Consider the following 24782-nt stretch of genomic DNA (forward strand, 5'->3'; position numbering starts at 1 on the left):
GGGGTCGCCGTCCACCGGACGGCGGCCCCGGCTCGTCGCTCGTTTCCGTGCCGACACCGTCCAGAGAAGGTGTGATGGAATGGCGGGTAGCCGTCCGGTCGTGACCATGACCGGGATCAGCAAGTTCTTCCCGGGGGTCCGCGCACTCCACAACGTCGACTTCCGGCTGTTCCCAGGTGAGGTCCACGCCCTGATGGGCGAGAACGGCGCCGGCAAGTCGACCCTGATCAAGGTGCTGACGGGCGTCTACGACATCGACGCGGGCAGCATCACTCTCGCCGATGAGCAGATTTCCTTCACCGGCCCGAGGCAAGCCGCCGCCGCCGGCGTCAGCACCGTCTACCAAGAGGTCAATCTCTGCACCAACCTGTCGGTGGCGGAGAACATCTTCATCGGTCGGGAACCGCGCCGGCTCGGTGCCGTCCGCTGGCGTGAGATGCGCCGGCGGGCGCGGGCGCTCCTGGTCCGCCTGGACCTCGACATAGACGTCTCCGCGCCGCTGGCGTCGTATTCGCTCGCCGTGCAGCAGATGGTCGCCATCGCCCGGGCGATCGACGTGCGCGCGCGGGTGCTCATCCTCGACGAGCCGACGTCCAGTCTGGACGTCGGCGAGGTCGCGCAGCTGTTCCGGATCATGCGGCAACTGCGGGACGAGGGAATCGCGATCCTGTTCGTCACCCACTTCCTCGACCAGGTGTACGGGATCGCCGACCGGATCACCGTGCTTCGCAACGGCACGCTCGTGGGGGAGTACCGGACCGAGGAGCTGCCGCAATTCAGCCTCGTCGAGAAGATGATAGGCAAGGAACTCGACGTCCTGGAGCGCCTCGACGAGCAGCCCAAGCGGCCCGTCGCGGCGCAGTCGGCAGGGACCCCGCTGGTGGAGACGTCAGATCTCGGCCGCAAGGGCGCCGTCGCCCCGTTCAGTCTGCGCATCCACTCCGGCGAGGTGGTCGGGCTGGCCGGCCTGCTCGGCTCGGGCCGTACCGAGGTGGCGCGGCTGCTGTTCGGCGCCGACCGCGCCGACGGCGGCCACCTGGTGGTCGACGGCGGCCGGACGTCCCTGCGGAGCCCGGCGCAGGCCATCGACCGCGGCATCGGATTCTGCTCGGAGAACCGGCGGGCGGAGGGCATCGTGCCCGAGCTGTCGGTCCGGGAGAACATGATCCTCGCGATGCAGGCGGCGCGTGGCTGGGCGCGGCCCATTCCGCGCCGCCGTCAGGACGAGCTGGTGGAGAGGTACGTCAAGGCGCTGCGCATCCGGCCGGCCAATCCCGACGCGCCCGTGCGCGACCTCTCCGGCGGCAACCAGCAGAAGGTGCTGTTGGCCCGGTGGCTGATCACGGAGCCGCGGCTGCTGATCCTCGACGAGCCGACCCGGGGCATCGACATCGGTGCCAAGGCCGAGATCCAGAAGCTCGTGGTGGAGCTCTCCGACGGGGGCACGGCCGTGCTGTTCATCTCCGCCGAGTTGGAAGAGGTGCTGCGGCTGAGCCACCGGGTCGCCGTGATGCGCGACCGGACGATGGTCGCCCAGCTCGACAACGACGACGCCCTCGACGCCGACCGCGTCATGCGGACCATCGCCAGCGGAACCCACCGGGTGGAGGTGGATCGATGAGCGCCGCCACCGACCGTGTCCAGCGGCTGACCCGCCACCGGCTCCTCTGGCCCGTCCTCGTGCTCCTCCTCATGATCGTCGCCAACACGATCTACCGGCCCGGGTTCCTCTCCGTCGAGGTCAACGACGGGCATCTGTACGGCACGCCGATCGACATCCTGCGGCTGAGCGCGCCGTTGATTCTCGTCGCACTCGGCATGACCCTCGTCATCGCCACCGGCGGGATCGACCTGTCCGTCGGCTCGCTCTGTGCCATCAGCGGCGCCATCGCCTGTCTCCACATCAGCCGGTCAGGCGACCAGAGCGGTCTCCCGACCGTCCTCACCGCGCTCGCCCTGGCCCTCGGGGCCGCGCTCGTGCTCGGCGTGTGGAACGGGGTGCTGGTCGCCGTCATCGGCATCCAGCCCATCATCGCCACGCTGATCCTGATGGTGGCCGGCCGGGGGCTCGCCCAGTTGATCGCCGAGGGGCAGATCATCACGATCAACTCCGCCCCGTACCGGGCGATCGGGCTCGGACACGTCCTGACACTACCCCTGGCGATCTTCATCGCACTTGCGGTGGCCCTGCTCGTCGCCGCGTTCACCCGCCGCACCGCCCTCGGCCTGATCGTCGAGTCCGTCGGCGGCAACGCGGAGGCCAGCAGACTGGCCGGCATCCGCTCGCGCCGCGTCATCTTCCTGGTGTACGTGGTCAGCGCCGCCTGCGCCGCGCTCGCCGGCTTCATGATCACCGCGAACGTGTCCAGCGCGGACGGCAACGCCGCCGGTCTCTGGATCGAGCTCGACGCGATCCTCGCGGTGGTCATCGGCGGCACCTCCCTCGCCGGCGGACGGTTCTCCCTCAGCGGCACGGTCCTCGGCGCCCTGATCATCCAGACCCTCACGACCACGGTGTACGCCATGAACATCTCGCCGCAGACGTCCCTGCTGTTCAAGGCGGTCGTCGTCATCGTCGTCTGCCTCGTCCAGTCCCCCGAGTTCCGCGCCCGGTTCCGCCGCCGCGGTCGAGCCGTACCCGGCCCGGCGGCCCCGCAGCGGGAGAGGGCGCAGGTGTCGGCATGAGCAGCACGTCGCTGAGCACCGGCAGTACGTGGCGGCCCAGCCTGCCCCGGCGGCACGTCCCGGTCCTGGCCACCCTCGCCCTGCTGCTGGTCATGTACGGCATCGGCGTCTCCCAGTATCGGGCCTTCTCGAACATCCAGGTCGTCTTCAACGTCTTCATCGACAACGGGTTCCTGCTCGTCGTCGCGGTCGGCATGACCTTCGTGATACTCACCGGCGGCATCGACCTGTCCGTCGGCTCGGTGGTCGCGATGACCGCCATGGTGTCGGCCTCCCTGCTCCAGGGCGGGCTGCCCGCGGCCCTGGTGCTCGTCATCGCGCTGCTGATCGGCCCGGCGCTCGGGTTCCTGATGGGCTGCGCGATCCACTTCTTCGACATCCAGCCGTTCATCGTCACCCTCGCGGGAATGTTCTTCGCCCGGGGCATGTGCACGTTCATCAGCGACGCGTCCATCCCCATCACCGACGGCTTCTGGACCACCATGTCGCAGGAGCGAATCGGCAACCCCGCCGGGAACTTCGTGTCGATCAGCGTGTTGATCGCGTTCGCGGTGGTGCTCGTCGCCGCGTACGTGCTGACGTACACGCGCTTCGGCCGCACCGTGTACGCCATCGGTGGCAACTCCCACTCCGCGCTGCTGATGGGCCTGCCCGTCGGCCGCACCCGGATCGCCGTCTACACGGTCAGCGGGCTGTGCTCGGCCATCGGCGGAATCCTGTTGTCGTTCTACACGCTGTCCGGCGCCCCGCTGATCGCCGTCGGCATGGAACTCGACGTGATCGCGGCCGTCGTCATCGGGGGCACCGTCCTCACCGGCGGATCCGGCTACGTCTTCGGCACCGTCCTCGGCGTCCTGGTGCTGGGTGTCATCCAGACCCTGATCACGTTCGACGGCAGCCTCAACTCCTGGTGGACCAAGATCGTGATTGGCGGGTTGCTCTTCGCCTTCATCCTTCTCCAGCGCCTCATCGGCATCCGCTTCAAGTGACCGCCCCTACCGCGGAAGGCAACGACATGGCAACCCACCCCCAGCCCGTGGTCTGGTTCCTCACCGGCAGCCAGGGCCTGTACGGCGAGGAGACCCTCCGGCAGGTCGCCGACCAGTCCCGGCAGATCGCCGCACGGCTCGACGCGTCTCAGGACATCCCCGTCCGAGTGGTCTGGCAGCCGGTCCTCACCTCCAGCACCGACATCCTCGCGGCGTGCCGGGACGCGGCCGTGCAGGGAGCGGTCGGGGTGATCGCCTGGATGCACACCTTCTCCCCGGCGAAGATGTGGATCGCCGGCCTGGACGCGCTGCGGACGCCACTACTGCACCTGCACACCCAGGCGAACGTCCTGCTGCCGTGGGACGAGATCGACATGGACTTCATGAACCTGAACCAGGCTGCGCACGGCGATCGCGAGTTCGGGTACATCCAGACCCGGCTCGGTGTCGCCCGCAAGACTGTCGCCGGCCATGTCACCGACCCCCGGGTCGTCGCACGCATCGGCGCCTGGGCCCGCGCCGCCATCGGCTGGTCAGCGGTGCGGTCACTGCGGCTCGCCCGGTTCGGTGACAACATGCGCGATGTCGCCGTGACCGACGGGGACAAGGTCGAGGCGGAGCTGCGCTTCGGGGTGTCGGTCAACACCTACGGCGTCAACGACCTCGTCGCGGTGGTCGACGAGGTCGCCGAGGCGCAGGTGGATGACCTGGTCAAGGAGTACGACGACACCTACCGGATCGACCCTCAACTGCGGCCCGGCGGCGCGCGGCACGACTCCCTGCGGTACGCCGCGCGCCTGGAGACCGGCCTGCGCGCGTTCCTGGACGAGGGCGGCTTCCGGGCGTTCACCACGAACTTCGAGGACCTCGGTGGCCTGCGTCAGCTTCCCGGGATCGCCGTGCAGCGGCTGATGGCCGACGGATACGGCTTCGGCGGCGAGGGTGACTGGAAGACCTCCGTCCTGGTCCGGATGCTCAAGGCGACGGCGGTCGGAGCCGACGGTGGCACCTCCTTCATGGAGGACTACACGTACGACCTCACCCCCGGTCAGGAACTGGTCCTCGGTGCGCACATGCTCGAGGTGTGCCCGAGCATCGCCGCCGGTGTACCAGACGTGGAGATTCACCCGCTCAGCATCGGCAGCCGGGAGGACCCGGTACGGCTGGTCTTCGATGCCGCGCCGGGTCCCGCCGTCGTGCTGGGCATGGCGGACATGGGGGAGCGGTTTCGGCTGGTGGCCAATGTCGTCGACGTCGTGCCGCCGCCGCACCCGCTGCGCCGGCTGCCGGTGGCCCGGGCGGTCTGGCGGCCCCGGCCGCACCTGCCCGGCTCGGCGGAGGCGTGGATCACCGCCGGCGCTCCGCACCACACGGTGCTTTCGCAGGCGGTGGGTGTGGAGGAACTGCGCGACCTGGCCGAGATGAGCCGCACCGAACTGGTGGTCATCGACGCCGACACCGATCCGATCCGCTTCGCCGACGAACTGCGCTGGAACCAGGCGTACTACCGGCTCGCCCGGGGTTTCTGACCGGGGGCGGCCGGACCGGGGAGGGGGAGCGCTCCCCTTCCGTGGGTCATCGCTCGGGGTGATGCGAGGTGTCCCGGGACGGCGGCAAGGCGGACTTGTGGGAACTCCCCGTCATCGAAGGAGAACCATGGTTGCGATCAGTGGGCTGTCGCCGGGCTTGGCGCGTCGACGTGAGTGGTTGTCGCGGGTGGTCGCCGCGGTCGCGGCGGCGGTGGGCAGTGGTGCCGCTGCCCTGGTGGGCGTGGCGCCGTCGCCGGCACCGGCTGCGCCGGTCGACACGAACGCGTGGTACGTGTTGGTGAACCGGAACAGTGGCAAGGCGTTGGATGTGTACAACCTCGCCACGATCGCGAGAGCCCTCTGACGCGCTTTCGGCTGAACGCCACGGCCGGCAACGGTGCTTCCTGTCCGACCCCGCGACGCGGTACGAACCTTCCGCGGCGCAGGTCGGAACGAGGTGCCGGTCGCTTGCGCGGTGCCGCCAGTCCCGCAACGAAAAGGGTTCCGCCACCTCGTCTTTCTCCGACCGGAGCGCTCGGCCGGCGGCTCAGCCGCGCCGTGGCCGCCGTGACGACTGGCGTAGACTGTCGGCGACCAGGCACCGGCCACTCGGAAACACCACGGTGGCGGTCGCCCGAACGATTCGTACCCTCCAGGCCGCTTCCGCCGACCGGCCGGCCGCGATCGTCGAGGGCAGGCGGGAGAGTGAGGTGGCCGTGCGCAGTCCTGCGATGACGGACGTCGCTCGCCTCGCCGGCGTCTCCCACCAGACGGTGTCCCGGGTGCTGAACGGGCACCCCAACGTGCGGGAGCAGACCCGGCTACGGGTCCAAGCGGCGATCGCCGAACTCGGCTACCGGCCGAACCGGGCGGCCCGCGCGCTGGTGACCGGCCGGTCGCAGGTGATCGGCGTGGTCGCGCAGACCACCACCCTCTACGGCCCGGCGTCCCTGCTGGCCGCCCTTGAGCAGGAGGCCGCGGAGGCCGGCTTCGCTGTCAGTGTCGGCAGCGTCCACGACCTGGATCATCAGTCGATCTCGGCAGCGGTGGAGCGGCACCTGGCTCACCGGGTCGCCGGCATCGTGGTGATCGCGCCGGTCGAGTCGGCGGGGGAGGCCCTGGAACGCCTACCGAAGGACGTTCCGCTGGTCACGGTCGACGGTGACCCGCGCCGGCCGGTGCCGCTGGTGACGGTCGACCAGGTGGCCGGGGCCCGCGCGGCCACCCAGCACCTGCTCGACGCCGGGCACCGCACGGTATGGCACGTGTCGGGGCCGCCGGACTGGTTCGACAGCGCCGGCCGGATCGAGGGATGGCGGCAGGCGTTGCAGGCGGTCGGTGCCGAGATTCCACCGTTGGTGCCGGCGGACTGGTCCGCGGCGGCCGGCTACCGGTGTGGGCAGATGCTGGCCCGGATGCCGGAGGTCACGGCGGTCTTCACTGCCAACGACCACCTGGCGCTCGGTGTGCTGCGCGCCCTGCACGAGCACGGTCGGCGCGTGCCGGACGACATCAGCGTGGTCGGCTTCGACGACGTGCCGGAGGCTGCGTTCTTCATACCACCGCTGACCACCGTGCGACCCGACTTCGCTGCGGTCGCCCAGGCGAGTCTGGACCTGCTGCTCGCCCAGATCGAGGGGAACACCACCGGCCCCGGGCGGCACACCATCGCACCGACCCTGATCCCTCGCCGCAGCGTCGGCGCCCCACCGCGCCGCTGAGTCCGGTCTCGCCGGGCCCGTCTCCGGGCACCGGCTCATGCCGCCGCCAGGCCATTCGTCCGCGAGCAGGGGCTTGCCTCGTGCAGTCCCCGCGGCGAGCAGTTCCGTGGCGACGCCGACGCTTGCCGGTCCGGCCCTGACGGGAGCCGCGTCGACGAGGATCAGCGCGCGGCGCAGGGGGTGTGCCGGAGAGAGCCGGCCTTGTTTCCTCGAAGCCGGTGGGGCTTCTCGGCGGGGAGTGGTGCGCCACCGGTAGCCCGAGAAGACGACAACTTGACTAGTGGCTTGTTATCGCTCACAGTCGATGGATAAGGGCACCGGCATTCGCGGTCTACCGGGCAGGCCGCTTCGTCGAATCGTGGCTTCGACGCACCTCAAGGGTGTCCGGTCATGTTAGCGCTAACGCTGGTTCGGCCAGCCCACGCGTCGCCGGATGCACCCTCGTCGAAGACCCTTCGGCTCGTCCCTGGAGGAGGATCATGTTTGCCTTTGGTAGGTCTGTATCGCTCGCGCCGCCGCCGCGACGGCGTGGCTGGTTGCCGCGGATCGTCGCCGCCGGTGTGACGGCGGTCGTCGTCGGTGTCGCCGCGGCGGCCGTGGTGTCGACGCCCGCCACCGCGGCGGCAGTCGACACGAACGCGTGGTACGTGTTGATCAACCGCAACAGCGGCAAGGCGTTGGACGTGCACAATCTGGCCACGAATGACGGTGCTCGGATCGTGCAGTGGACGCGGAACAACGGCAACCAGCAGCAGTGGCAGTTCGTGGATTCGGGCGGCGGCTACTACCGCTTGAAGTCGCGGCTGTCCGGCAAGGTGCTGGACGTCTACAACTGGTCCACCGCCAACGGCGCCAGCATCGTGCAGTGGACCGATCACAACGGGACCAACCAGCAGTTCCGGTTGACCGACTCCGACGGTGGCTATGTCCGGTTGGTCAGCCGGCACAGCAACAAGGTGGTGGAGGTGCAGGGTGCCTCGACCGCCGACGGTGGGAACATCGTGCAGTACGACGACTGGAACGGCGCCAACCAGCAGTGGCAACTCGTCCGCGTCGACGGCGGGGGCACCCCGACGACGCCGCCGCCCGGCACGTGCGCTCTTCCGTCGACGTACCGTTGGACATCGACCGGCGTCCTGGCCAACCCGAGATCGGGATGGGTCTCGCTCAAGGACTTCAGCCACGCCCCCTACAACGGCAGGCATCTCGTCTACGGGACGACGCACGACACGGGTACGACGTGGGGCTCGATGAACTTCGGTCTCTTCACGAACTGGTCGGACATGGCCTCGGCGAGCCAGAACGCCATGCCGTTCGCGGCCGTCGCGCCGACACTGTTCTACTTCGCTCCGAGGAACGTGTGGGTGCTGGCCTACCAGTGGGGTGGACCGGCGTTCTCCTACCGAACGTCGACCGATCCGACCAACGTGAACAGTTGGTCGGCGCCTCAAACGCTCTTCACCGGCAGCGTCTCGAACTCCCCGACCGGACCCATCGACCAGGCACTCATCGGCGACGACACGAACATGTACCTGTTCTTCGCCGGGGACAACGGCAGGATCTACCGGGCCAGCTCGCCCCTCGGTAACTTCCCGGGCAGTTTTGGCTCGACGTCGACGGTGATCATGAGCGACTCGACCAACAACCTCTTCGAAGCGGTTCAGGTCTACAAGCTCCAGGGCCAGAACCGGTACCTCATGCTCGTCGAGGCGATCGGCGCACAGGGGCGCTACTTCCGCTCGTTCACCGCCACCAGCCTGGGCGGTTCGTGGACACCGCAGGCCGCAACCGAGAGCAACCCCTTCGCCGGCAAAGCCAACAGTGGCGCGACCTGGACCAACGACATCAGCCACGGCGAGTTGATCCGGGCCAACGCCGATCAGACCATGACCGTCGATCCCTGCAACCTACAGTTGCTCTACCAGGGACGATCCCCCAACTCCGGCGGCGACTACGGCCTCCTGCCCTACCGGCCGGCTCGATTATTCGTGGCCACCCTTCTCCTATGTCACAGAACGATCGGGCTCCCTCGTCTCGGTGAGGACGGACCCTCTCTGACAGGAGCTTGGCTTGAACGAGCACACCACACACCGGAACATCGCGCTGATCACCGGGGCGAACAAGGGGATCGGCCGCGCGACCGCCGAGCAACTCGCCGCGCTCGGTATGACGGTCCTGATCGGCACCAGAGACCCGCGACGCGGCGACGAGGCCGTCACGGCGGTGCGGGCGGCGGGCGGCGACGCGCACCCGGTCACCCTGGACGTCACCGAACCGGCAACCGTCCATGAGGCCGCGAGGTGGGTGGAGGAGCGCTTCGGCCACCTTGACGTGCTCGTCAACAACGCTGGCATCTCCGGCGCCAGGGAGGACGCTCCTCTGGACGTCCGCGGGCAGATCCCGAGCACCGCTGACCTGGACATCGTCCGGGCGGTCTTCGAGACCAACGTCTTCGGGGTGATCACGGTAACCAACGCCATGCTCCCGTTGCTGCGGCGTGCGCACGCGCCGCGCATCGTCAACCTCAGCAGCGACGCCGCGTCGCTGGCGATCACCAGCGATCCAGACAGTCCGCTGGCCGGGCTGCCACCAGTGGCCGCGTACTCGCCGTCCAAGACCGCACTGAACGCGCTGACCGTGCAGTACGCGAATGAGTTGCGCAAGGACGGCATTCTCGTCAACGCCGCCGCTCCCGGCTACTGCGCCACGGACATCAATGACCACAACGGACACCTCACCGCCGCACAGGGCGCGGCGGTCGTGGTGCGTCTGGCCACCCTCGGCGCGGACGGGCCCACCGGTGGGTTCTTCGGCGAGCGCGGCTCTCTGCCCTGGTGACAGTCACGTCAGCAAACCGGCCGCCTGACCGGCTCCGCCTGTGAGGAGGTAGCCCCGCTGCAGCAATGCACCGGGGCTACCCGACCTGTCGGGGGAGAGGCCGAAGGAGTGCGGGCCATGTCCCAGGGCCGGTTGGCCCTGGGTGGACATCAGCACCGCCCCCGAGCTCCAGAGAACGCAAGCGCGGCTGGAGTGCTAACGGGCCTGGTTCGCCTCGCGAACGATTGCCCAAGCGTCGGCGACCGGGCCCAGGTGTCCGAGCTTGTCGGGGTTGATCACGGCACGGATCGTTTGAACCTGCCCGTCGAGGATGTCGAGCGCCAAGGTGTTCACGACCCTGCCGTCCCGGTCGCGGAAGATCGCGCCCGGCTGGCCGTTGACCTCATGCGTATCCACGCTGCCGCCGATGCGGATGAACGGCGTGACGATTGCGGCCAGCACGCGAGCCACGTTCTCAGCGCCGAATACGCCCGCGCCCCAGAGCGGGGCCTTGCCGCCGCCGTCGCCGACCATCTGGACGTCGGCGGCGAGCAGGTTGCGCAGCCCGTCAAGGTCGCCTTCCCGGAAGGCATCGAAGAATCGCCTGGCGAGTTCCTTCCGCTCCCGGCGGTCGGCGGCGAACCGGGCGCGTCCGGCGTCCATGTGGCGGCGGGCCCGCACCGCCAGTTGGCGGCACGCCGCCTCGGAACGGCCCACCGCCGAGGCGACCTCACCGAAGCCGAACCCGAACACCTCCCGCAGCACGAAGACCGCCCGTTCCAGCGGGCTGAGCCGCTCCAGTAGCAACAGGGCTGCCACAGACACCGAGTCGGCGAGCTCGGCGGATCGCTGCGGGTCCTCATACGGGTCGTCCAGCAGGGGCTCGGGAAACCACGGCCCGACGTACTTCTCCCGCCGCACGCGCGCCGAGCGCAGCACGTCGATGGCGATCCGGGACACCGTCGCCGACAGGAACGCCTTGGTCGACGCGGGTTGGGTCGGGGAGGCGTCGTAGCGCAGCCAGGTCTCCTGGACGGTGTCCTCGGCCTCGCTCACGCTACCGAGAATCCGGTAAGCGATGGAGAACAGCAGCGGTCGCAGCCGTTCGAACTCCTCAACCCTGCTCACGCCAGTTCATCCTTGAAACCCTGCCGCCACGACGGGTAGCGCAGTTGCCAGCCGAGTTCCCGCTTGGCCTTGGCGTTGGAGAAGCCGCGCCCCTCGGTCATCATCGTCACCGCGACCTCGCCGGCGAGTAGCCGGGCCAGCCAGACCGGGACTCGCATCGGCCGCTTCGCTCCCGCGCACGCCGCCAGATAGGGCAGCCACTGGTTGGCCGGGGCCGGCTCGTCATCGACGATGTTGAACACACCCTGCACCTTGCGCTCCACGGCCAGGACCGTGGCGCTGGCCGCATCGTCGAGATGTACCCACGAGCTGTGGCCCTCGCCGCTTCCGACAATCGGGTACTGCCGCTTGCGCACGAGTTCGACCTGATCGTCGGTGGCGCCCGGTCCGTAGAACGCGCCGTACCGCAGGACCGCGCCACCGGCCTTGAGGACCACGTCCTCAAGGTGGTGGATCGCCTGCGCTCCCTTGCCCGTGCTGGTGGGATCCAGCGGGTCTTCTTCGGTCTTCACCCATCCGCCCTCGCGGATGCCGTTCCACGAGGCGTAGCTCTGCGCGACGAAGTGAGACACACCGGTCGCTTCGGCGGCGGCCAGCAGGTGGTCGGTACCCTCGGTGCGTAGCCGGTTGGTGGTGGCGAACCAGCGGTCGAAGTGCTTCATGTCAGGCTTGCCCGAGATAGCGGTCATCTGGTGCACGATCGTGTCCGGTCGGGCCCGGGCCACCGCCTCGCCGACCGACATCGCGTCCAGTCCGTCCATCACGACCGCCTCAGCACCCAGCCGCGCCAACAGGGGCCGCTTGGCCGCGCTCGTCGTCGTTGCTACCACCTCGTGGCCGCGTGTCACCAGCTGCGGCACCAGCCGCCGCCCCAGCACCCCGGCCCCACCGGCCACGAATACCCGCATGACCGTCACCTCCGACGTTAGTGTCTGTCTCCACCTACCAGGACGAGACAGCCCTGACCGGCTGTGACATGGAAGGCGCGACAGCCGGCAAGCGATCGGTGTGCGTTCGCTGCCGCCGATACCCCCCAGCCTTCTTTCAGCAGTGCGCCGGCAGGCGGTGGCCAGGAGACTCGGACGTAGGCCGGCGGCAAAGCCCCGCGTCGCAGTGAGAATCCCGCGTCCGACGTGACCAGCACCGCTCCCCGAGCTCACCCCGATGCCCTTCGCAGTCAAGTGCATGAGGCAGGGGGCCCGGATGGCCGTCGACGGGCTCAGTCGGTGCCGCACACGTCACAGGACGGCCGGGCTGTCTCGTCTCGGGGAAGCAAGGCTCGGGCCTCGCCGCGTAAAGGAAACGAAACGTACGCCAGGCGCTCCTCGGCTGCCGCGAGCCTGCAGCTTCTGACCAGGACATTCAAGAGCAACCAGAGGGGCAGTGGTCATGCGTATCGCCGTTTTCGGAGCAAATGGTCCCACCGGCCGCCTGCTCACCGGCCAGGCACTGGATGCAGGGCACCAGGTCACCGCAGTCACCCGCCAGCCGGACTCGTTTCCCCTGCGTCATGATCGGCTCGAGGTGGTCGGTGCCGACGTGCTCGATCCAGCGGCCGTCGACAGCGCAGTGGCGCAGCGGGATGCCGTGCTGTCGACGCTCGGGGTGACAGCGGGGAAGCAGCCGATCTTCACCTACTCGCGTGGTGTAGCCAACATTGTCGCTGCGATGAAACGGCATCGGGTACGTCGGCTCGCCGTCGTCAGTTCAAGCGGCGTCGACCCCCACCCGTACTCCGACGGCGGGTTCCTGTTCAACCGAGTGCTGATGCCATACGTGACGCGGGTGCTGGGCAAGACGATGTACGACGACATGCGCCGGATGGAGGCGTTGGTCCGCGCCAGCGATCTTGACTGGACGATCCTACGCCCGAGCGGGCTCTACCATCTGCCGTCGGTCACCGACTACACCCTCGTCGAGGGCCACGCCGACGGCAGGTTCACGGCCCGTGTCGACCTGGCCGCCAGCATGCTGGCCATGCTGCACGACGACCGCTGCGCCCGCACCACCGTCAGCGTCATCACCACCGACAGCAACCCCACCCTGTTCCAGTGGATCAGACGCGAAGCACTCGCGAAGCGCTGAGCCCACCCGCGCGCCTCCCCGCCGGGACTGCCCGCGGGCGCCTGCCAGAACGCCACGTTGCCTGCACCCCAGAAAAGGCTGCGGCGCGATCAAGGAATTCTCCCGGCGGAGGATTCCTTGATCGCGCCGGATGGGTGACGGGGATCCGCCGACGTCAGGTGTGTGCGAGCAGCGGCTCGGCGTCCTCGGCGCTGCCCGCGTTCGCGGTTACGGCCTGATGGTTGGCGCGCGGGGTGTTCATCAGGACAGCGACGATCAGCGCGCCGCCCAGGAGGATCCAGGCGGCCCAGGTGCCGGCTGTCGCGAAACCCTCCAACATCGCCTCCTTGGCGAGAGCCGGGCTCCTGCCCTGCGAGGCATGTGAGGCCAGGTGGTCCGCGGTCGCGCTGGTGGCGATGGTGTTGAGCAACGCCGTGCCGATCGAGCTGCTGATCTGCTGTGCGGTGTTGACGCTGGCCGAGGCGACGCCCGCGTCGCGCCGGTCGATGCCGTGGGTGGCGTAGTTGAAGGCCACCGGCATGATCAGGCCCGCTCCGAAGCCGAGCAGGAGTCCCGAGACCAGCACGCCCTCGACGTAGGCGGTGTCGGTCTCCATGGTGCGCAGCCACAGCATGCCCGAGGCGACGAGCAGCATGCCCGGCACGATCAGCATCCGCGGCGGGACCTTGGGCAGCAGCCGGGTGGCGAGCCCGCCGGCCGACACCAGGACCGCAACGGTCATCGGGAGGAAGGCCACGCCCGTCCTGATCGGCGAGTATCCCTTGACGGCCTGCAAGTAGTAGGTCATGAAGAGGAACGCCCCGAACATTCCGACCATGGCCAGTCCCACGCTCAGATAGGCGCCACCGCGGGTGCGGTTGGCGATCAGGCGCGGCGGCAGCATCGGCTGCGACGCCCGGATCTCGACGATGGCGAACCCGGCGAGCAGCACGGCGCCCGCGGCCAGCAGACCGATGACCTTCGCCGAGCCCCAGCCGTCGGACTCCGCCTGGCTCGTGCCGTACACGATCGCGACCAGCCCGCTGGTCACCAACAGCACGCCGGGAATGTCGAACCGGGCCCTGCCCTCGCGCCGCGACTCGCCCAGCAGGGCGTACCCGCCGACCGCGGCGATCAGGGCGATCGGGACGCTGACGTACAGGCACCAGCGCCAGTCCAGGTAGTCGGTCAGCGCCCCGCCGGCCAGCAGCCCGATCGCGCCACCCACGGCGGTGATGGCGCCCCAGATCCCGAACGCCTTGGCGCGTTCCTCGGGCCGGGTGAACGTCACGGTCAGCAGCGACAACGCGGACGGCCCGAGCAGCGCGGCGAACGCGCCCTGCAGCGCACGCGCGCTCAGCAGCATCTCGAAGTTGTCCGCCGCGCCGCCGAGCGCCGATGCGCCGGCGAAGCCGAGCAAGCCGATCAGGAAGGCCCGCTTACGGCCGGTGTGGTCGGCGATCCGACCGCCCAGCAGCAGCAGGCTGCCGAAGGCCAGCGTGTACGCGGTGATGATCCACTGACGGTCACCGTCGGAGATACCCAGGTCCCGCTGGAGCGACGGCAGCGATGTTCACGACCGTCCCGTCCAGAACGATCATGAGCTGGGCCAACCCTATGAAGAGCAGCGCGGCCCAGCGACGCGAATCGGCCGCCGTGGCCCGCGCCTTCGTGGTTGCCATGACTTCGTCCTCACTCGTGGTGTTGCGTGCCGCGCGGATCGTTCGCCCGGCGTCCTGACGAGCACAGGACGCAGGCGACCCGGACCCCGTAACAACGCGGGTGTATGACATGGGTCACCGCTCGCGGGTGTTACGAAAGCGGCGGGCGCGGCGTCCAGTGCGTGTGGCAGGGCCGAGGTCGAACAGGCAGGAGCCGGGCATGAGCCAGCGCAGCGAACGAACGGCGGAGACAGCCGAGCCGCTCGATCACGCTGGCCACGTGGAGTCCGCGGGTTCCGCGACCGAGGTGTTCGTCACGCATCGCAACCTGCTGTTCACCGTCGCCTACGAGATGCTCGGCTCGGCCGCCGACGCGGAGGACGTCCTGCAGGAGGCCTGGCTGCGATGGGTGGACGTCGATCTGGCTGCCGTCCGGGAGAAGCGCGCCTACCTGGTGCGGATCGTCACCCGGCAGGCGCTGGACCGGCTGCGTGCGCTCGAACGGCGAAAGGAGTCCTACGTCGGGCCGTGGCTGCCCGAGCCGCTGCTGACCGCGCCTGATGTGGCCGACGACGTCGAACTGGCCGACAGCATGTCGATGGCGATGCTGCTGGTGCTGGAGACGCTTCAGCCGATCGAGCGGGCGGTGTTCGTGCTGCGCGAGGTGTTCGACCTGGAGTACGACGAGATCGCCGAAGCCGTGGACAAGACCCCGGCGGCGGTCCGCCAGACCGCCTATCGGGCGCGGGCGCACGTCGCCGCCCGCCGGCCACGCGGCGTCGTCTCGCCGGCTCAGACCCGAGCCGCGCTCCAGGCCTTCCAGCTAGTGCGGTGTCCACTGACGTTCACCGGGTGTCCGGTGCAATGTTGTGGATCCTCGCCGTGAGGCGAGCGACTCCCCACCGGTGGGTGGGGCGGGCCACCGCGGGCCATCTTGATCCTCGCGTCGCCGGGGTGGGCGGCGGGGGTCACGTCGGGAACGGCCGGCGCCGGGGAGGTGCCGGCCGGCTCGACGGTGCGTGACCACCCCAGGCACCATGACATCTGCCGGGGTGGTGGGTCCGCCGCCCGGGGCGCGGGTGGCGATGCTGGCCGCCGCGACGAGGTCGCGATGGCCCGAAAAGGTGCAGTGCGGGCAGGTCAGGGTGCGCCCACGCGGCTTCGGCACGCGTCGGTGGCAGGTGGGGCAGGTCGACGAGGTGCCGCGTTCGTCGACGAGGTGGACGGTGATGCCGGCGAGGGTGGCCTTGTCGGTCAGGATCTGCAGGAGTCGGCCGATCTGCCATTGCCGTAGCCGTAGGTTGTGTCGCCGTCCGGCTGGCTGGTTGAGGACGCCGCGGGGGTCGCCGACGTGCAGCACCCCGATCCGCTGGCCGACGGCCCAGGTGATGACGGTGCGGGCGGCTTCGTGTTGGGCCTGCCGCACCCGCCGCCGATGCCGCCCCTGCACCACCCGAGGCCCGAGCCCGGTACTTGCGCCACCGGCGCGACCCGCGCTGGCCCGGCTTCGGCGCCCGACGGGCGACGGTGCGGTGGCGGGCTTTGGTGTCGGCCAGGTGCATGCGGTGTTCGGCGCGGATCGCCCGCCCCGACACCAACAACGCCTCCCCGCCAACGCCGGCGACGGCGTAGGGGTGGATGATGCCGACGTCCACACCCGCCACCCTGCCCGGGTCCGGTCCCTCATTCGGCGGGTACACCGCGACCGGGATCTCAGCGGTGACGTCGAGAAACAGCCGCCCGCCCTCGCACAGCAGGGTGATCGAGCGGACCTGCCCGACCGGATAGGGCACCTGCCGGGCCAGGCGTACCCGCAACGGCGGCGTGCCTTTCGCGGTGGGGATGCGCACGCGGTGGCTGTCGAGGGTGAACGTGCCGTGATACCAGCGCACCGGCACCAACCCCCGCCGCCGACGCGGAAACCGCGCCGACGTCTCACGGGCCTTACGGCGTTTCGCCGCCGCGAACCACGCATCCGAGAACCGGCGCAACACCGACCGCGCCCCGGTCGAGTCCAACTCGGCGAACGTGCCCGGACCCGACGCCGACAACTCCCGACACAACTCCTGATAGCCGGCCAGCGGCGGGTGTTGGCGGCGGCGCCGCCACGCGTTGACCTCCAACACACACGCCCACACGTCACCGGCAGAGCGCAGCAGCCCGAAACACCGCCGCCGCTGCGCGGGCGTCACCCGCACCGCGACACGAGCAGTGCGATACACCGCCGCAGGCGCAGCCGAATCCCGACGACGAGGCACAACCCGCACCCAACACCACCCGTACGACAATTCAGCACCGACGAACCCGGTGAACGTTTGTGGACACAGCACTAGTGTTCTGCGCCGGGTGTAGGCGGCGATGCCGGCGCCCTGCATGGTGCGTTGAGGAAGACAAACACGACGCGCCCACGGGTCGCCGCCGTGACCTGGCAGGTGGCGCACGCCGGAAGCCTCTTCGGTGACAGGGCGGCAACGGAGACCATTAACCCTCCTAACCTATGGGAAATATGGGTGAGCGCGGTCACACACCTGCTGACTGGGCGAGGAGGTGACGGCTACTGTCATCGGCATGAACCGGAGCACGCGTCTGATCCGGCGCCGCTTCGTCGACTTCCTCCGGGTGTGCAGCAGCGCCTGTTGAGGCCGCCGGCGTCAGCGAGCGACCGCGACGCCTGACCCTGCCGACGAACGCGGAACCGTCGCCCTGCCCCGACCGGCGGCAGCCCGTACCGCCGTGACAGCGCCGCCTGCCTTCCGCGTGTTCACGTAGCCGCCGTGCCGGCCGTCGTCACCCCCGCATGAGGGCGTGCCCGAGCGGCGCCGCGTCCTGTCGCCGTATCCCCGTCGTCCCGGCACCACCGGCGGCGTGGGGCCGTCCATCCACCGTCGACCCGAGGACCCGACATGATCTTCGCCCACACCTGCCTGCGCCGGTTGTCGTTGGGCCGGACCACCCGGGGTGAGTGGTGACCGCCTCCATCGATGTCGCCACGGCGCCGAGACCCGAGGCGCCAGCAGGCCCCGAACCCGTAGTGTCCCGTGGATCCGGGCAGCGCCGTCGCATATTGCTCCGGGTGCTGGCGCTCATCGTCCTGGTCGGCCTGTGGGAAATCACCGCCCGCGTCATGCGGAATCCCACGTTCATCCCGCCGCCGGCCGCGGTGTGGCATCAGCTGATTCAGACCTCCACGGTGCACGGGGGCGTTCGCGGCTACAGCGGCTACCTGCTCGTCGAGCACCTGGGCGTCAGCCTTCGACGGATCCTCGTCGGTTCCGCCATCGGCGTCGCCGGCGGTCTGCTGCTCGGCGTGGTGCTCGGCACGGTGTCCGGGATCCGGCTCGTGGTCGAGCCGGTGGTCACGTTCGTCCGGGCGTTGCCGCCGCTGGCCTACTTCAGCCTGTTCATCATCTGGTTCGGCATCGACGAGACGCCGAAGCTGTGGCTGCTCGCGATCGCCGCGTTGCCCCCCGTCGCCGTCGCCACGGCTGCGGCGGTGCACGCCGCGCCCGTCGGTCTGGTCGAGGCCGCCCGGGCGCTGGGTGCCAGCCGCTCGGCGGCGGTCCGTGACGTCGTACTACCGAGCGCGCTGCCGGAGATCTTCACCGGCATCCGGCTCGCCGTGGGCGTGGCCTACTCCTCGGTCGTGGCGGCCGAGACCATCAACGGTGTTCCGGGCATCGGCGGCATGATTCGCGACGCCCAGCGCTATTCCCAGACCGACGTGGTCGTCCTCGGACTCTTCGCCATCGGCCTGTCCGGCCTGCTCATCGACGCCCTGCTGCGGGCGGCCGAGAACCTGCTCATCCCCTGGCGTGGACACACCGCCTGACCCAGAAGGAACCCCTGTGAAGAAACTCCTCCCCATCCTCGCCGTCGCACTGCTCGCCGCGACGACCGGCTGCGGCAGCGGTGCTGCCAGTGGGAACACCGACCCTGCCAAGAAGACCATCCGGATCGCCTACCAGGCATTCCCCAGCGGCGACCTGATCGTGAAGAACCAGCGCCTCTTGGAGAAGTCGCTACCTGACTACGAGATCACCTGGACCAAGTTCGACTCCGGCGCGAGCATCAACACTGCCTTCGTCGCCAAGAGCGTCGACATCGCGGCCATCGGGTCCAGCCCGGTGGCGCGGGGGCTTTCGGCGCCGCTGCACATCCCGTACCAGGTGGCGTTCGTGCTGGACGTGGCCGGTGACAACGAGGCCCTGGTGGCCCGCAACGCCGCCGGCGTCACGTCGGTGGACGGGTTGCGCGGCAAGAAGATCGGCACCCCGTTCGCGTCGACCTCGCACTACAGCCTGCTCGCCGCGCTCGACCGGGCCGGGATCAAGGAGTCCGAGGTGACGCTGGTCGACCTCGAACCGCAGGACATCGTCGCCGCATGGACCCGAGGCGACCTGGACGCCGCGTACACCTGGTTGCCCGCCCTCGACGACCTGAAGAAGGACGGGCGGGTCCTGGTCAGCAGTCGCGAGTTGGCAGCAGCGGGCAAGCCGACCCTGGATCTGGGCGTCGTCTCCACCGCGTTCGCCGAAGCGCACCCCGAGGCGGTGAACGCGTGGCGCAAGGCGGAGAGCCAGGCCCTCGACCTGATCGCCACCGAGCCGGCCAAGGCAGCCGCCGCAGTCGGCGCCGAACTCAACATCAGTGCCGCCGACGCGCAGCGGCAGCTGAGCCAGGGGGTCTTCCTGCGCCCCGCCGATCTGGTCACCGACGAGTGGCTCGGCACCGAGGCGAAGGTGGGCCGGCTCGCCGAGAACCTGGTCAGCGCCGCCGAGTTCCTGAAGAGCCAGCGAAAGATCGACGCGGTGCCGGACCTCGCGACGTTCCAGAAGGCGATCTACGTCAAGGGTCTGCCCGGTGCCCTCGGCTGAACCCGCCGCCGTCGCGCTGACCGACGTCCAACACTCCTACGGCAACGTGGTCGCCGTCGGCACGATCACCCTGACCCTGCCGGCCGGCGAGTTCCTCGTCCTGGTCGGGGCCTCGGGCTGCGGCAAGAGCACCCTGCTGCGTCTCATCGCCGGCTTCGAGGAGCCGACGGCCGGCGCGGTGCGGGCCGGCGGCGTCCCACCCCGCCCAGGCCGCGGTGCCGGCATGGTGTTCCAGCAGCCACGGCTGTTGCCATGGCGTACGGTGGGCGGCAACATCGAGCTCGCCCTGCGGTACGCCGGCGTCCCGGCGCAGGCGCGCCGGGCCCGAGTGGCCGAGTTGCTGGCCAGGGTGGGCCTGTACGACGTGGCCGACCGCCGGGTCTGGCAGATCTCCGGCGGGCAGCAGCAACGTGTCGCTATCGCGAGGGCGATCGCCGTGGACAATCCGCTCCTGCTGCTCGACGAGCCGTTCGCGGCTCTCGACGCGCTGACCCGGGAGCGCCTCCAGGAGGATCTGCGCCGGGTCAGCCACGAGGCCGGTCGCACCTGCGTGTTCGTCACCCACAGCGTCGACGAGGCCGTCTTCCTCGGCAGCCGGATCGTCGTGCTCAGCTCCCGGCCAGGCCGGATCGTCCTGGACCTGCCGGTCAACCTGCCCCGCGCCGGCATCACGCCGGACGAGTTGCGCGGCCTGCCCGAGTACGCCGCGTTGCGCGCCCAGGTCGGCCACGCCGTGCGCGCGGCGGCCGCCTGACAGTTCCCGGGCCCTCGGCCCGCCACTTTCGATTGGAGACTATCGATGACATCGACCCTTCTCGACCTCAAGCTCGAGCCGCTGGGCCCGCACTTCGGCGCGGTGGTGCACGGCGTCGACCTGGCCGACGCGAGCGACGCCGAGGTCCGCGCCGTCCGCGCCGCGCTGGTCGACCGCAAGGTGCTGTTCTTCCGTGACCAGCGGCTCGACGACGACGCCCAGGTGAACCTCGGCCGCCGCATCGGCGAGCTGACCGTGTCCCACCCGGTGGTGGAGGGCGTCGACGAGGCGCATCCCGAGGTGTACGCGCTGGACAGCGCCGACAACGGATTCGCCGACGTCTGGCACACCGACGTCACCTTCATGAAGCGACCACCGCTGGGTTCGATCCTGCGGGCGGTGACCCTGCCCCCGACCGGCGGCGACACCAACTGGGCCGACGCGGAGCTGGCCTACAACTCCCTGGCCGCACCGGTGCGGCAGCTCGTGGACCAGCTCACCGCCGTGCACGACGGCACCCGCGAGTTCGGCTACTACCTGGCACAGCGTCGGGGCGGGCAGGGCAACGTCTGGGACGGCGATCTGGTCACCCGGCTCGACCCGGTCGAGCATCCCGTGGTCCGGGTGCACCCCGAGACCGGCCGCCGCAGCCTCTTCGTCAATCCCGGCTTCACCGCGCACATCGTGGGTGTCTCCGAGCACGAGAGCAGGGCAATCCTGGATCTGCTCTACGCCCATCTGACGAAGCCCGAGCACATCGTGCGGCACCGCTGGCAGCCGGGTGACGTGGCCATGTGGGACAACCGGAGCACCGCGCACTATGCCAACCGGGACTACGACGACCAGCGCCGTGTCATGCACCGCATCACGCTGCGCGGGGACATTCCGGTGGGACCGACGCGACGGTGACCGCGAGGAGGGCGTTGGGGCGCGGGTCGTCGACCGGCTCGCCGTGCAGCCCGGCGACGAAGCGGCCCGCCCAGGGTCATGGGCGTCCCAGAGCGCCAGAACTCGGCGATGGCGTGGGGACCGCGGGTGTCGAAGGCGGCGTGGGACAGACTCAGCGGCATGGCTGGGTCCTGCAGGGGCGATGTGTCGTCTCGGCGTCTCGGAGGGCTCGGGTGGTGACCCGGGAGGCGAGCAGGAGCGCGGCGAGCACGAGTCCGAGGGCTGCGGCGATGAAGGGGGCGCGGATCCCCAGGCTGCGTCCGAGCAAGCCACCGGCGAGGGCGCCGAGGGGGATGACACCCAGGACGACCAGGCGGTAGGCGGCGGTGACGCGGCCGAGGAGTTCGTCGGGGACTGCCGCCTGGCGCAGGGTGCTGACGACGATCTGGTTCAGTGAGGCGGCGATGGCGGCGCAGAACATGCCGGCAAGGGCGAGGGGCGTGTTGTGCCCCAGGCCGAGGATGGCGTAGCTGGCGGCCGGGGTGAGGGCGGCGAGCCAGGTGATGGGGCCCCCGCCGATGCGGGGCACGACGTGTTCGGCGAGCAGCGAGCCGGCGATCGCGCCGGCGGCGGGAACGGCGATGAACAGGCCGTACTGCGACATGGGCACGTGGTACGGGCCGGTGATCAGCAGAACGAGCACTCCGCCGGTGGCCGCGCCGAAGAAGTTGATTGCCGCCGAGATGAACGCGACCCGGCGCAGCAGGTCGTGCCGCCAGAAGTGGGCCCACCCGGCCCGGATGTCCTGGGTGATGGTGGTCGGGGTCGAGTGGCGGCGCTCGTGTTCCTCGCTGGTGGGGCGCAGCGCGGGCAGCAGCAGAGCTGCCAGGCCGGCGAGGGCGAACGCGGCCGCGCCCGTGTAGAAGGCCGCCGATGCTGCCAGCGCGAACAACGCCGCCCCGGCAGGCGGGCCGATGAAGGTGTTGATGACGGACTGGGTCGCGAACAACCGGCCGTTGGCGCGCTCGAGCCGCTCGCGTGGCAGGAGGCGGGGCGGGATGGTCAGAGCGGCGTTGTCGACCAGCGTCTCGGCGCAACCGGCCAGGAACACGGCGGCGTAGAGCAGTGCGACGTGCCGCCATCCGTTCGCCAGGGCCACGGCGAGCAGCGCGAACCCGGCCGCGCGCAGCCAGTTGCCGGCGGTGAGTATCCGACGCCTGTCCACCCGGTCGGCCAGCGCGCCGGCGGGGAGGGTTGCGATCAGCCAGGGCAGGAACTGCACCACCGTCATGCCCGCCACCACGAGCGGGTCACGGGTCAGCGTGGCGACGAGCAGCGGCGCCGCGGCCTGCAGCAGCCCGTCGGCGAGGTTCGAGGACGCTTGGGACGCCCACAGTGCAGCGAACGATCTGCGTGGGGCGGCGGCAGGCACGATCAGGCTCCCGGTGATGTTCTCATGGGTGTTCTTGCGATCGGGCATGAGCATGCCAGGGGATCGTCTCACATGCAATAATGCTTTCAACCATGAGAGGAGCTGGTGGTGAGGTTCGGTCACATCGCGGGCGACCGCATGCTCGACCTGGTGAACACCGTCGACTGGCGCCTCGGCGGGAGCGAACGCACGGAGAAGCTGAGAACCTTCTCCGACGTCGTCGACTGGTGCATCGAGTCCGAGCTGATCAGCGGAGACGAGGCCGTGGCCCTGCGCGACCTCGCCGGCCAGGACGACGCCCGCGCCGAGCGGGAACGGCAACAGGTCATCGAAGCGCGCGAGCGGGCCTACGCGGTTCTCGTCGAGGACGACCCCGAAGCCGCCGCAGACCTCGCGGGCATGTACCGGGCGGCGATCGCCGCGGCCGACCTGGTTCGCTCGGGCGACCGCTGGCAGTGGCGAGACCGGGAAACCGACCTCGGCTTGCCCCGCAATCGCATCGTCCGCGGGCTGGTGGAGCTCACCCAGCGCGACGACCTCGACCGCCTCCACCAGTGCGAGGACGCCAAGTGCGGCTGGGTCTATCTCGACACCTCACCGCGGCGGAACCGCCGCTGGTGCAACACGAAGGACTGTGGCGACCGCAACCGCGCCCGCGCCTACTACGCCCGACAGAAGGCGAAGATCCTCCGCCCCTGATCCGGGGGACTGCAGGTCGAGCCGCCCGGCGGCGTCAGCATCGCGCCGGACGATCACGTCCTCGCCGGTTTCGCGGTGGGTTGGCTGGCGAAGCGTACTTCACCGGCTGTCACCGGGGACCCTTCGACAACCCGAGTGCCCGTCGGGCAATCGTGGGGCGTTGGCAGTGGGAAGCTATGCGCAGTTCATCCAGCTGAACGAGATCATCGCCGCGTACCAGCTTCGGCCTGTCATCGACCGACGGTTCCCGTTCGATGGAGTCGGCGGGGCGCTTCGGTACTACGAATCGACGGGTCCGTTCGGAATGGTCGTCGTTGATTTCCGGCAGCCGGCGGGCGCTCCAACATCAACGAACCTGCCGATCGTTGAACGTGGCGCAACGGTCGTGCTTCAAGCTTGCCTTGATCGTCTCCTGGTGCTTGCGGAGAGTAGTCGTCATCACCCCCTCGTGAGCGAAGGACACCGACGTGACGCACCGCAAGATCGTGGCCGGGCTGTTCATCTCCGCCGACGGCGTAGTGGGCGCCCCCGAGCAGTGGACGTTCGAGCACATGAACGACCAGGCGACAGCGGCCATCGGCGGGCTGATCGCCGACGCCGACACCATGCTGCTGGGCCGGCGCACCTACGAGGAGTTCGCCGGCTACTGGGCCAGGCAGACAGGACCGATGGCCGATGCCATGAACGGCATCCGCAAGATCGTGGCTGCCACCACCCTGACCGCGCCTGACTGGGCCAACAGCGAGGTCCTCGACGGCGACCTGGTGCGGCGGCTTACCGAACTCAAGCAGATGCCAGGTCGCCACATCAACACCTCCGGCAGCATCTCCGTCGTCCGAACCCTGCTTGAGGCCGGGCTGATCGACGACCTGCACCTGATGGTGTTTCCCATCGCGCTCGGCGACGGGATGCGGCTGTTCCCCGAGCAGGGCAAGCGGATCGCCATGACGCTCGAGGGCGCCACGACCTTCCGCACCGGCGTGGTTCACCTGCACTATCGAATCGGAGGCTGAGCACATGTCCTTCCAGGCATATCTCGACGCCATCGAGGACAAGACCGGCAAGACCCCACGTGCTCTTGTCGACGAGGCAGAACAACGCGGCTACCGCACCGCCGGCGTCAAGGCCGGCGTGATCGTGGACTGGCTCAAAGACGACTACGGCCTCGGCCGCGGCCACGCGATGGCCCTGGTCCACGTCATCAAGAACGGCTCGAAGATCAGCGCCAAGCATGTCGGCTCCGCCGGTTCGCACCGCGACGCCACCGACACCCTGTGGCTCGACGGCAAGGCAACCCGACCGACCTGATCCCTGCCACGCTGTTGGCTGGGTGTGGGCGACGCGTTCGGCAGCGCGTCGCGCCTGCCGCTGTGAGCGGCGGCAGGGCAGGGCGGCTGCCGGGGCGGGCGCAGCCATGCCAACGAGGTCGGCGCTCACGGTGACGACGGCCGCTGCGACCGGTGTGTCAGACGCCGACGGGCGGCGGACGTGGATGCGGGCATGACGCTTGGTGGTGTCGGTGGTGGTAACTGTCGGGGGGG

The 24782-nt window shown here is 69.7% G+C and carries 21 protein-coding genes and 1 pseudogene; 17 read left to right on the forward strand and 5 right to left on the reverse strand.

All coding sequences use genetic code 11. The features are described 5' to 3' along the window. The first annotated feature begins 79 nt into the window (after positions 1 to 79). The 8 genes and pseudogenes from ACSNOB_RS17390 (at position 80) to ACSNOB_RS17425 (ending at position 9762) form a co-directional block, all read left to right on the forward strand. Positions 80 to 1621 carry a sugar ABC transporter ATP-binding protein gene (locus ACSNOB_RS17390; RefSeq protein WP_436687599.1) on the forward strand — a complete coding sequence of 514 codons (1542 nt, stop codon included), beginning with the start codon at positions 80 to 82 and terminating at the stop codon, positions 1619 to 1621. Beyond that, positions 1618 to 2685: an ABC transporter permease gene (locus ACSNOB_RS17395; protein ID WP_436687600.1), complete on the forward strand. Its 1068-nt coding sequence runs from the start codon at positions 1618 to 1620 to the stop codon at positions 2683 to 2685. Before ACSNOB_RS17390 ends, ACSNOB_RS17395 begins: the two co-directional genes overlap by 4 nt. Further along, entirely contained in the window at positions 2682 to 3674 is a 993-nt protein-coding gene (gene yjfF, locus ACSNOB_RS17400; RefSeq protein WP_436687601.1) for a galactofuranose ABC transporter, permease protein YjfF, read from the forward strand. Before ACSNOB_RS17395 ends, yjfF begins: the two co-directional genes overlap by 4 nt. Before the next feature lie 26 nt (positions 3675 to 3700). Continuing rightward, positions 3701 to 5203 carry an L-arabinose isomerase gene (gene araA / locus ACSNOB_RS17405; protein WP_436687602.1) on the forward strand — a complete coding sequence of 501 codons (1503 nt, stop codon included), beginning with the start codon at positions 3701 to 3703 and terminating at the stop codon, positions 5201 to 5203. A gap of 127 nt (positions 5204 to 5330) precedes the next feature. Beyond that, entirely contained in the window at positions 5331 to 5567 is a 237-nt protein-coding gene (locus ACSNOB_RS17410; protein WP_436687603.1) for a hypothetical protein, read from the forward strand. Positions 5568 to 5934: 367 nt separating this feature from the next. Next, positions 5935 to 6924: a LacI family DNA-binding transcriptional regulator gene (locus ACSNOB_RS17415; RefSeq protein WP_436687604.1), complete on the forward strand. Its 990-nt coding sequence runs from the start codon at positions 5935 to 5937 to the stop codon at positions 6922 to 6924. A gap of 479 nt (positions 6925 to 7403) precedes the next feature. Then, positions 7404 to 8819, forward strand: a pseudogene (locus tag ACSNOB_RS17420) (non-reducing end alpha-L-arabinofuranosidase family hydrolase); the annotation flags it as partial. 175 nt (positions 8820 to 8994) lie between these two features. Beyond that, on the forward strand, positions 8995 to 9762 hold the full coding sequence (locus ACSNOB_RS17425; protein ID WP_436687605.1) for an SDR family oxidoreductase: 768 nt from the start codon (positions 8995 to 8997) through the stop codon (positions 9760 to 9762). Between the two features lie 195 nt (positions 9763 to 9957). On the opposite strand, the gene ACSNOB_RS17430 is transcribed toward ACSNOB_RS17425, so the two are convergent. Continuing rightward, positions 9958 to 10869, reverse strand: a complete 912-nt coding sequence (locus ACSNOB_RS17430; protein ID WP_436687606.1) for an RNA polymerase sigma-70 factor — start codon at positions 10867 to 10869, stop codon at positions 9958 to 9960. After that, positions 10866 to 11777, reverse strand: a complete 912-nt coding sequence (locus ACSNOB_RS17435; protein WP_436687607.1) for an NAD-dependent epimerase/dehydratase family protein — start codon at positions 11775 to 11777, stop codon at positions 10866 to 10868. Before ACSNOB_RS17435 ends, ACSNOB_RS17430 begins: the two co-directional genes overlap by 4 nt. 481 nt (positions 11778 to 12258) lie before the next feature. On the opposite strand from ACSNOB_RS17435, the gene ACSNOB_RS17440 reads away from it, so the two are divergent. Then, complete coding sequence (locus ACSNOB_RS17440) at positions 12259 to 12954, forward strand: NAD(P)-dependent oxidoreductase (protein ID WP_436687608.1); 696 nt, start codon at positions 12259 to 12261, stop codon at positions 12952 to 12954. Positions 12955 to 13108: 154 nt separating this feature from the next. Here the strand turns inward: ACSNOB_RS17440 and ACSNOB_RS17445 are convergent, their stop codons facing one another. Next, positions 13109 to 14500 (reverse strand): MFS transporter, encoded by a 1392-nt coding sequence (locus ACSNOB_RS17445; protein ID WP_436687619.1) that lies wholly within the window; start codon positions 14498 to 14500, stop codon positions 13109 to 13111. Positions 14501 to 14814: 314 nt separating this feature from the next. Between ACSNOB_RS17445 and ACSNOB_RS17450 the strand changes: the two genes are divergently transcribed. Beyond that, on the forward strand, positions 14815 to 15480 hold the full coding sequence (locus ACSNOB_RS17450) for a sigma-70 family RNA polymerase sigma factor (RefSeq protein WP_436687609.1): 666 nt from the start codon (positions 14815 to 14817) through the stop codon (positions 15478 to 15480). On the opposite strand, the gene ACSNOB_RS17455 is transcribed toward ACSNOB_RS17450, so the two are convergent. Beyond that, positions 15418 to 16569, reverse strand: a complete 1152-nt coding sequence (locus ACSNOB_RS17455; RefSeq protein WP_436687610.1) for a zinc ribbon domain-containing protein — start codon at positions 16567 to 16569, stop codon at positions 15418 to 15420. The genes ACSNOB_RS17450 and ACSNOB_RS17455 overlap by 63 nt on opposite strands. Positions 16570 to 17667: 1098 nt before the next feature. On the opposite strand from ACSNOB_RS17455, the gene ACSNOB_RS17460 reads away from it, so the two are divergent. The 4 genes from ACSNOB_RS17460 to ACSNOB_RS17475 are packed head-to-tail and all read left to right on the forward strand — an operon-like array spanning position 17668 to position 21131. Continuing rightward, positions 17668 to 18423, forward strand: a complete 756-nt coding sequence (locus ACSNOB_RS17460) for an ABC transporter permease (protein ID WP_436687611.1) — start codon at positions 17668 to 17670, stop codon at positions 18421 to 18423. A gap of 16 nt (positions 18424 to 18439) precedes the next feature. Beyond that, positions 18440 to 19468 carry a taurine ABC transporter substrate-binding protein gene (locus ACSNOB_RS17465; RefSeq protein WP_436687612.1) on the forward strand — a complete coding sequence of 343 codons (1029 nt, stop codon included), beginning with the start codon at positions 18440 to 18442 and terminating at the stop codon, positions 19466 to 19468. Then, positions 19455 to 20222 (forward strand): ABC transporter ATP-binding protein, encoded by a 768-nt coding sequence (locus ACSNOB_RS17470; RefSeq protein WP_436687613.1) that lies wholly within the window; start codon positions 19455 to 19457, stop codon positions 20220 to 20222. Before ACSNOB_RS17465 ends, ACSNOB_RS17470 begins: the two co-directional genes overlap by 14 nt. Before the next feature lie 45 nt (positions 20223 to 20267). Beyond that, the gene (locus ACSNOB_RS17475) at positions 20268 to 21131 is read left to right on the forward strand and encodes a TauD/TfdA dioxygenase family protein (RefSeq protein ID WP_436687614.1); all 864 of its coding nucleotides are present in this window, start codon (positions 20268 to 20270) and stop codon (positions 21129 to 21131) included. A 151-nt stretch (positions 21132 to 21282) separates the two neighbouring features. Here the strand turns inward: ACSNOB_RS17475 and ACSNOB_RS17480 are convergent, their stop codons facing one another. Then, complete coding sequence (locus ACSNOB_RS17480; RefSeq protein ID WP_436687615.1) at positions 21283 to 22596, reverse strand: MFS transporter; 1314 nt, start codon at positions 22594 to 22596, stop codon at positions 21283 to 21285. Positions 22597 to 22680: 84 nt separating this feature from the next. Here ACSNOB_RS17480 and ACSNOB_RS17485 point away from each other — a divergent pair, with 84 nt between their 5' ends. The 3 genes from ACSNOB_RS17485 (at position 22681) to ACSNOB_RS17495 (ending at position 24549) form a co-directional block, all read left to right on the forward strand. Then, the gene (locus ACSNOB_RS17485) at positions 22681 to 23241 is read left to right on the forward strand and encodes a CGNR zinc finger domain-containing protein (protein WP_436687616.1); all 561 of its coding nucleotides are present in this window, start codon (positions 22681 to 22683) and stop codon (positions 23239 to 23241) included. 467 nt (positions 23242 to 23708) lie between these two features. Then, positions 23709 to 24254, forward strand: coding sequence for a dihydrofolate reductase family protein (locus ACSNOB_RS17490; RefSeq protein WP_436687617.1), 546 nt, complete (start codon positions 23709 to 23711; stop codon positions 24252 to 24254). 4 nt (positions 24255 to 24258) lie between these two features. Then, positions 24259 to 24549 (forward strand): DUF4287 domain-containing protein, encoded by a 291-nt coding sequence (locus tag ACSNOB_RS17495; protein ID WP_436687618.1) that lies wholly within the window; start codon positions 24259 to 24261, stop codon positions 24547 to 24549. Positions 24550 to 24782: the final 233 nt, after the last annotated feature.

The organism is Micromonospora sp. URMC 106 (assembly GCF_051386395.1).
Classification (GTDB): domain Bacteria; phylum Actinomycetota; class Actinomycetes; order Mycobacteriales; family Micromonosporaceae; genus Micromonospora.

What these genes read in the sequence shown, in the direction of transcription:
- ACSNOB_RS17495 (WP_436687618.1), top strand. Translation starts at nt 24,259, where the DNA reads ATGTCCTTCCAGGCATATCTCGACGCCATCGAGGACAAGACCGGCAAG.
- ACSNOB_RS17440 (WP_436687608.1), top strand. Translation starts at nt 12,259, where the DNA reads ATGCGTATCGCCGTTTTCGGAGCAAATGGTCCCACCGGCCGCCTGCTC.
- ACSNOB_RS17475 (WP_436687614.1), top strand. Translation starts at nt 20,268, where the DNA reads ATGACATCGACCCTTCTCGACCTCAAGCTCGAGCCGCTGGGCCCGCAC.
- ACSNOB_RS17485 (WP_436687616.1), top strand. Translation starts at nt 22,681, where the DNA reads ATGCTCGACCTGGTGAACACCGTCGACTGGCGCCTCGGCGGGAGCGAA.
- yjfF (WP_436687601.1), top strand. Translation starts at nt 2,682, where the DNA reads ATGAGCAGCACGTCGCTGAGCACCGGCAGTACGTGGCGGCCCAGCCTG.
- araA (WP_436687602.1), top strand. Translation starts at nt 3,701, where the DNA reads ATGGCAACCCACCCCCAGCCCGTGGTCTGGTTCCTCACCGGCAGCCAG.
- ACSNOB_RS17450 (WP_436687609.1), top strand. Translation starts at nt 14,815, where the DNA reads ATGAGCCAGCGCAGCGAACGAACGGCGGAGACAGCCGAGCCGCTCGAT.
- ACSNOB_RS17415 (WP_436687604.1), top strand. Translation starts at nt 5,935, where the DNA reads ATGACGGACGTCGCTCGCCTCGCCGGCGTCTCCCACCAGACGGTGTCC.
- ACSNOB_RS17480 (WP_436687615.1), bottom strand. Translation starts at nt 22,596, where the DNA reads ATGCTCATGCCCGATCGCAAGAACACCCATGAGAACATCACCGGGAGC.
- ACSNOB_RS17435 (WP_436687607.1), bottom strand. Translation starts at nt 11,777, where the DNA reads ATGCGGGTATTCGTGGCCGGTGGGGCCGGGGTGCTGGGGCGGCGGCTG.
- ACSNOB_RS17395 (WP_436687600.1), top strand. Translation starts at nt 1,618, where the DNA reads ATGAGCGCCGCCACCGACCGTGTCCAGCGGCTGACCCGCCACCGGCTC.
- ACSNOB_RS17410 (WP_436687603.1), top strand. Translation starts at nt 5,331, where the DNA reads ATGGTTGCGATCAGTGGGCTGTCGCCGGGCTTGGCGCGTCGACGTGAG.
- ACSNOB_RS17455 (WP_436687610.1), bottom strand. Translation starts at nt 16,569, where the DNA reads ATGCGTGGTTCGCGGCGGCGAAACGCCGTAAGGCCCGTGAGACGTCGG.
- ACSNOB_RS17390 (WP_436687599.1), top strand. Translation starts at nt 80, where the DNA reads ATGGCGGGTAGCCGTCCGGTCGTGACCATGACCGGGATCAGCAAGTTC.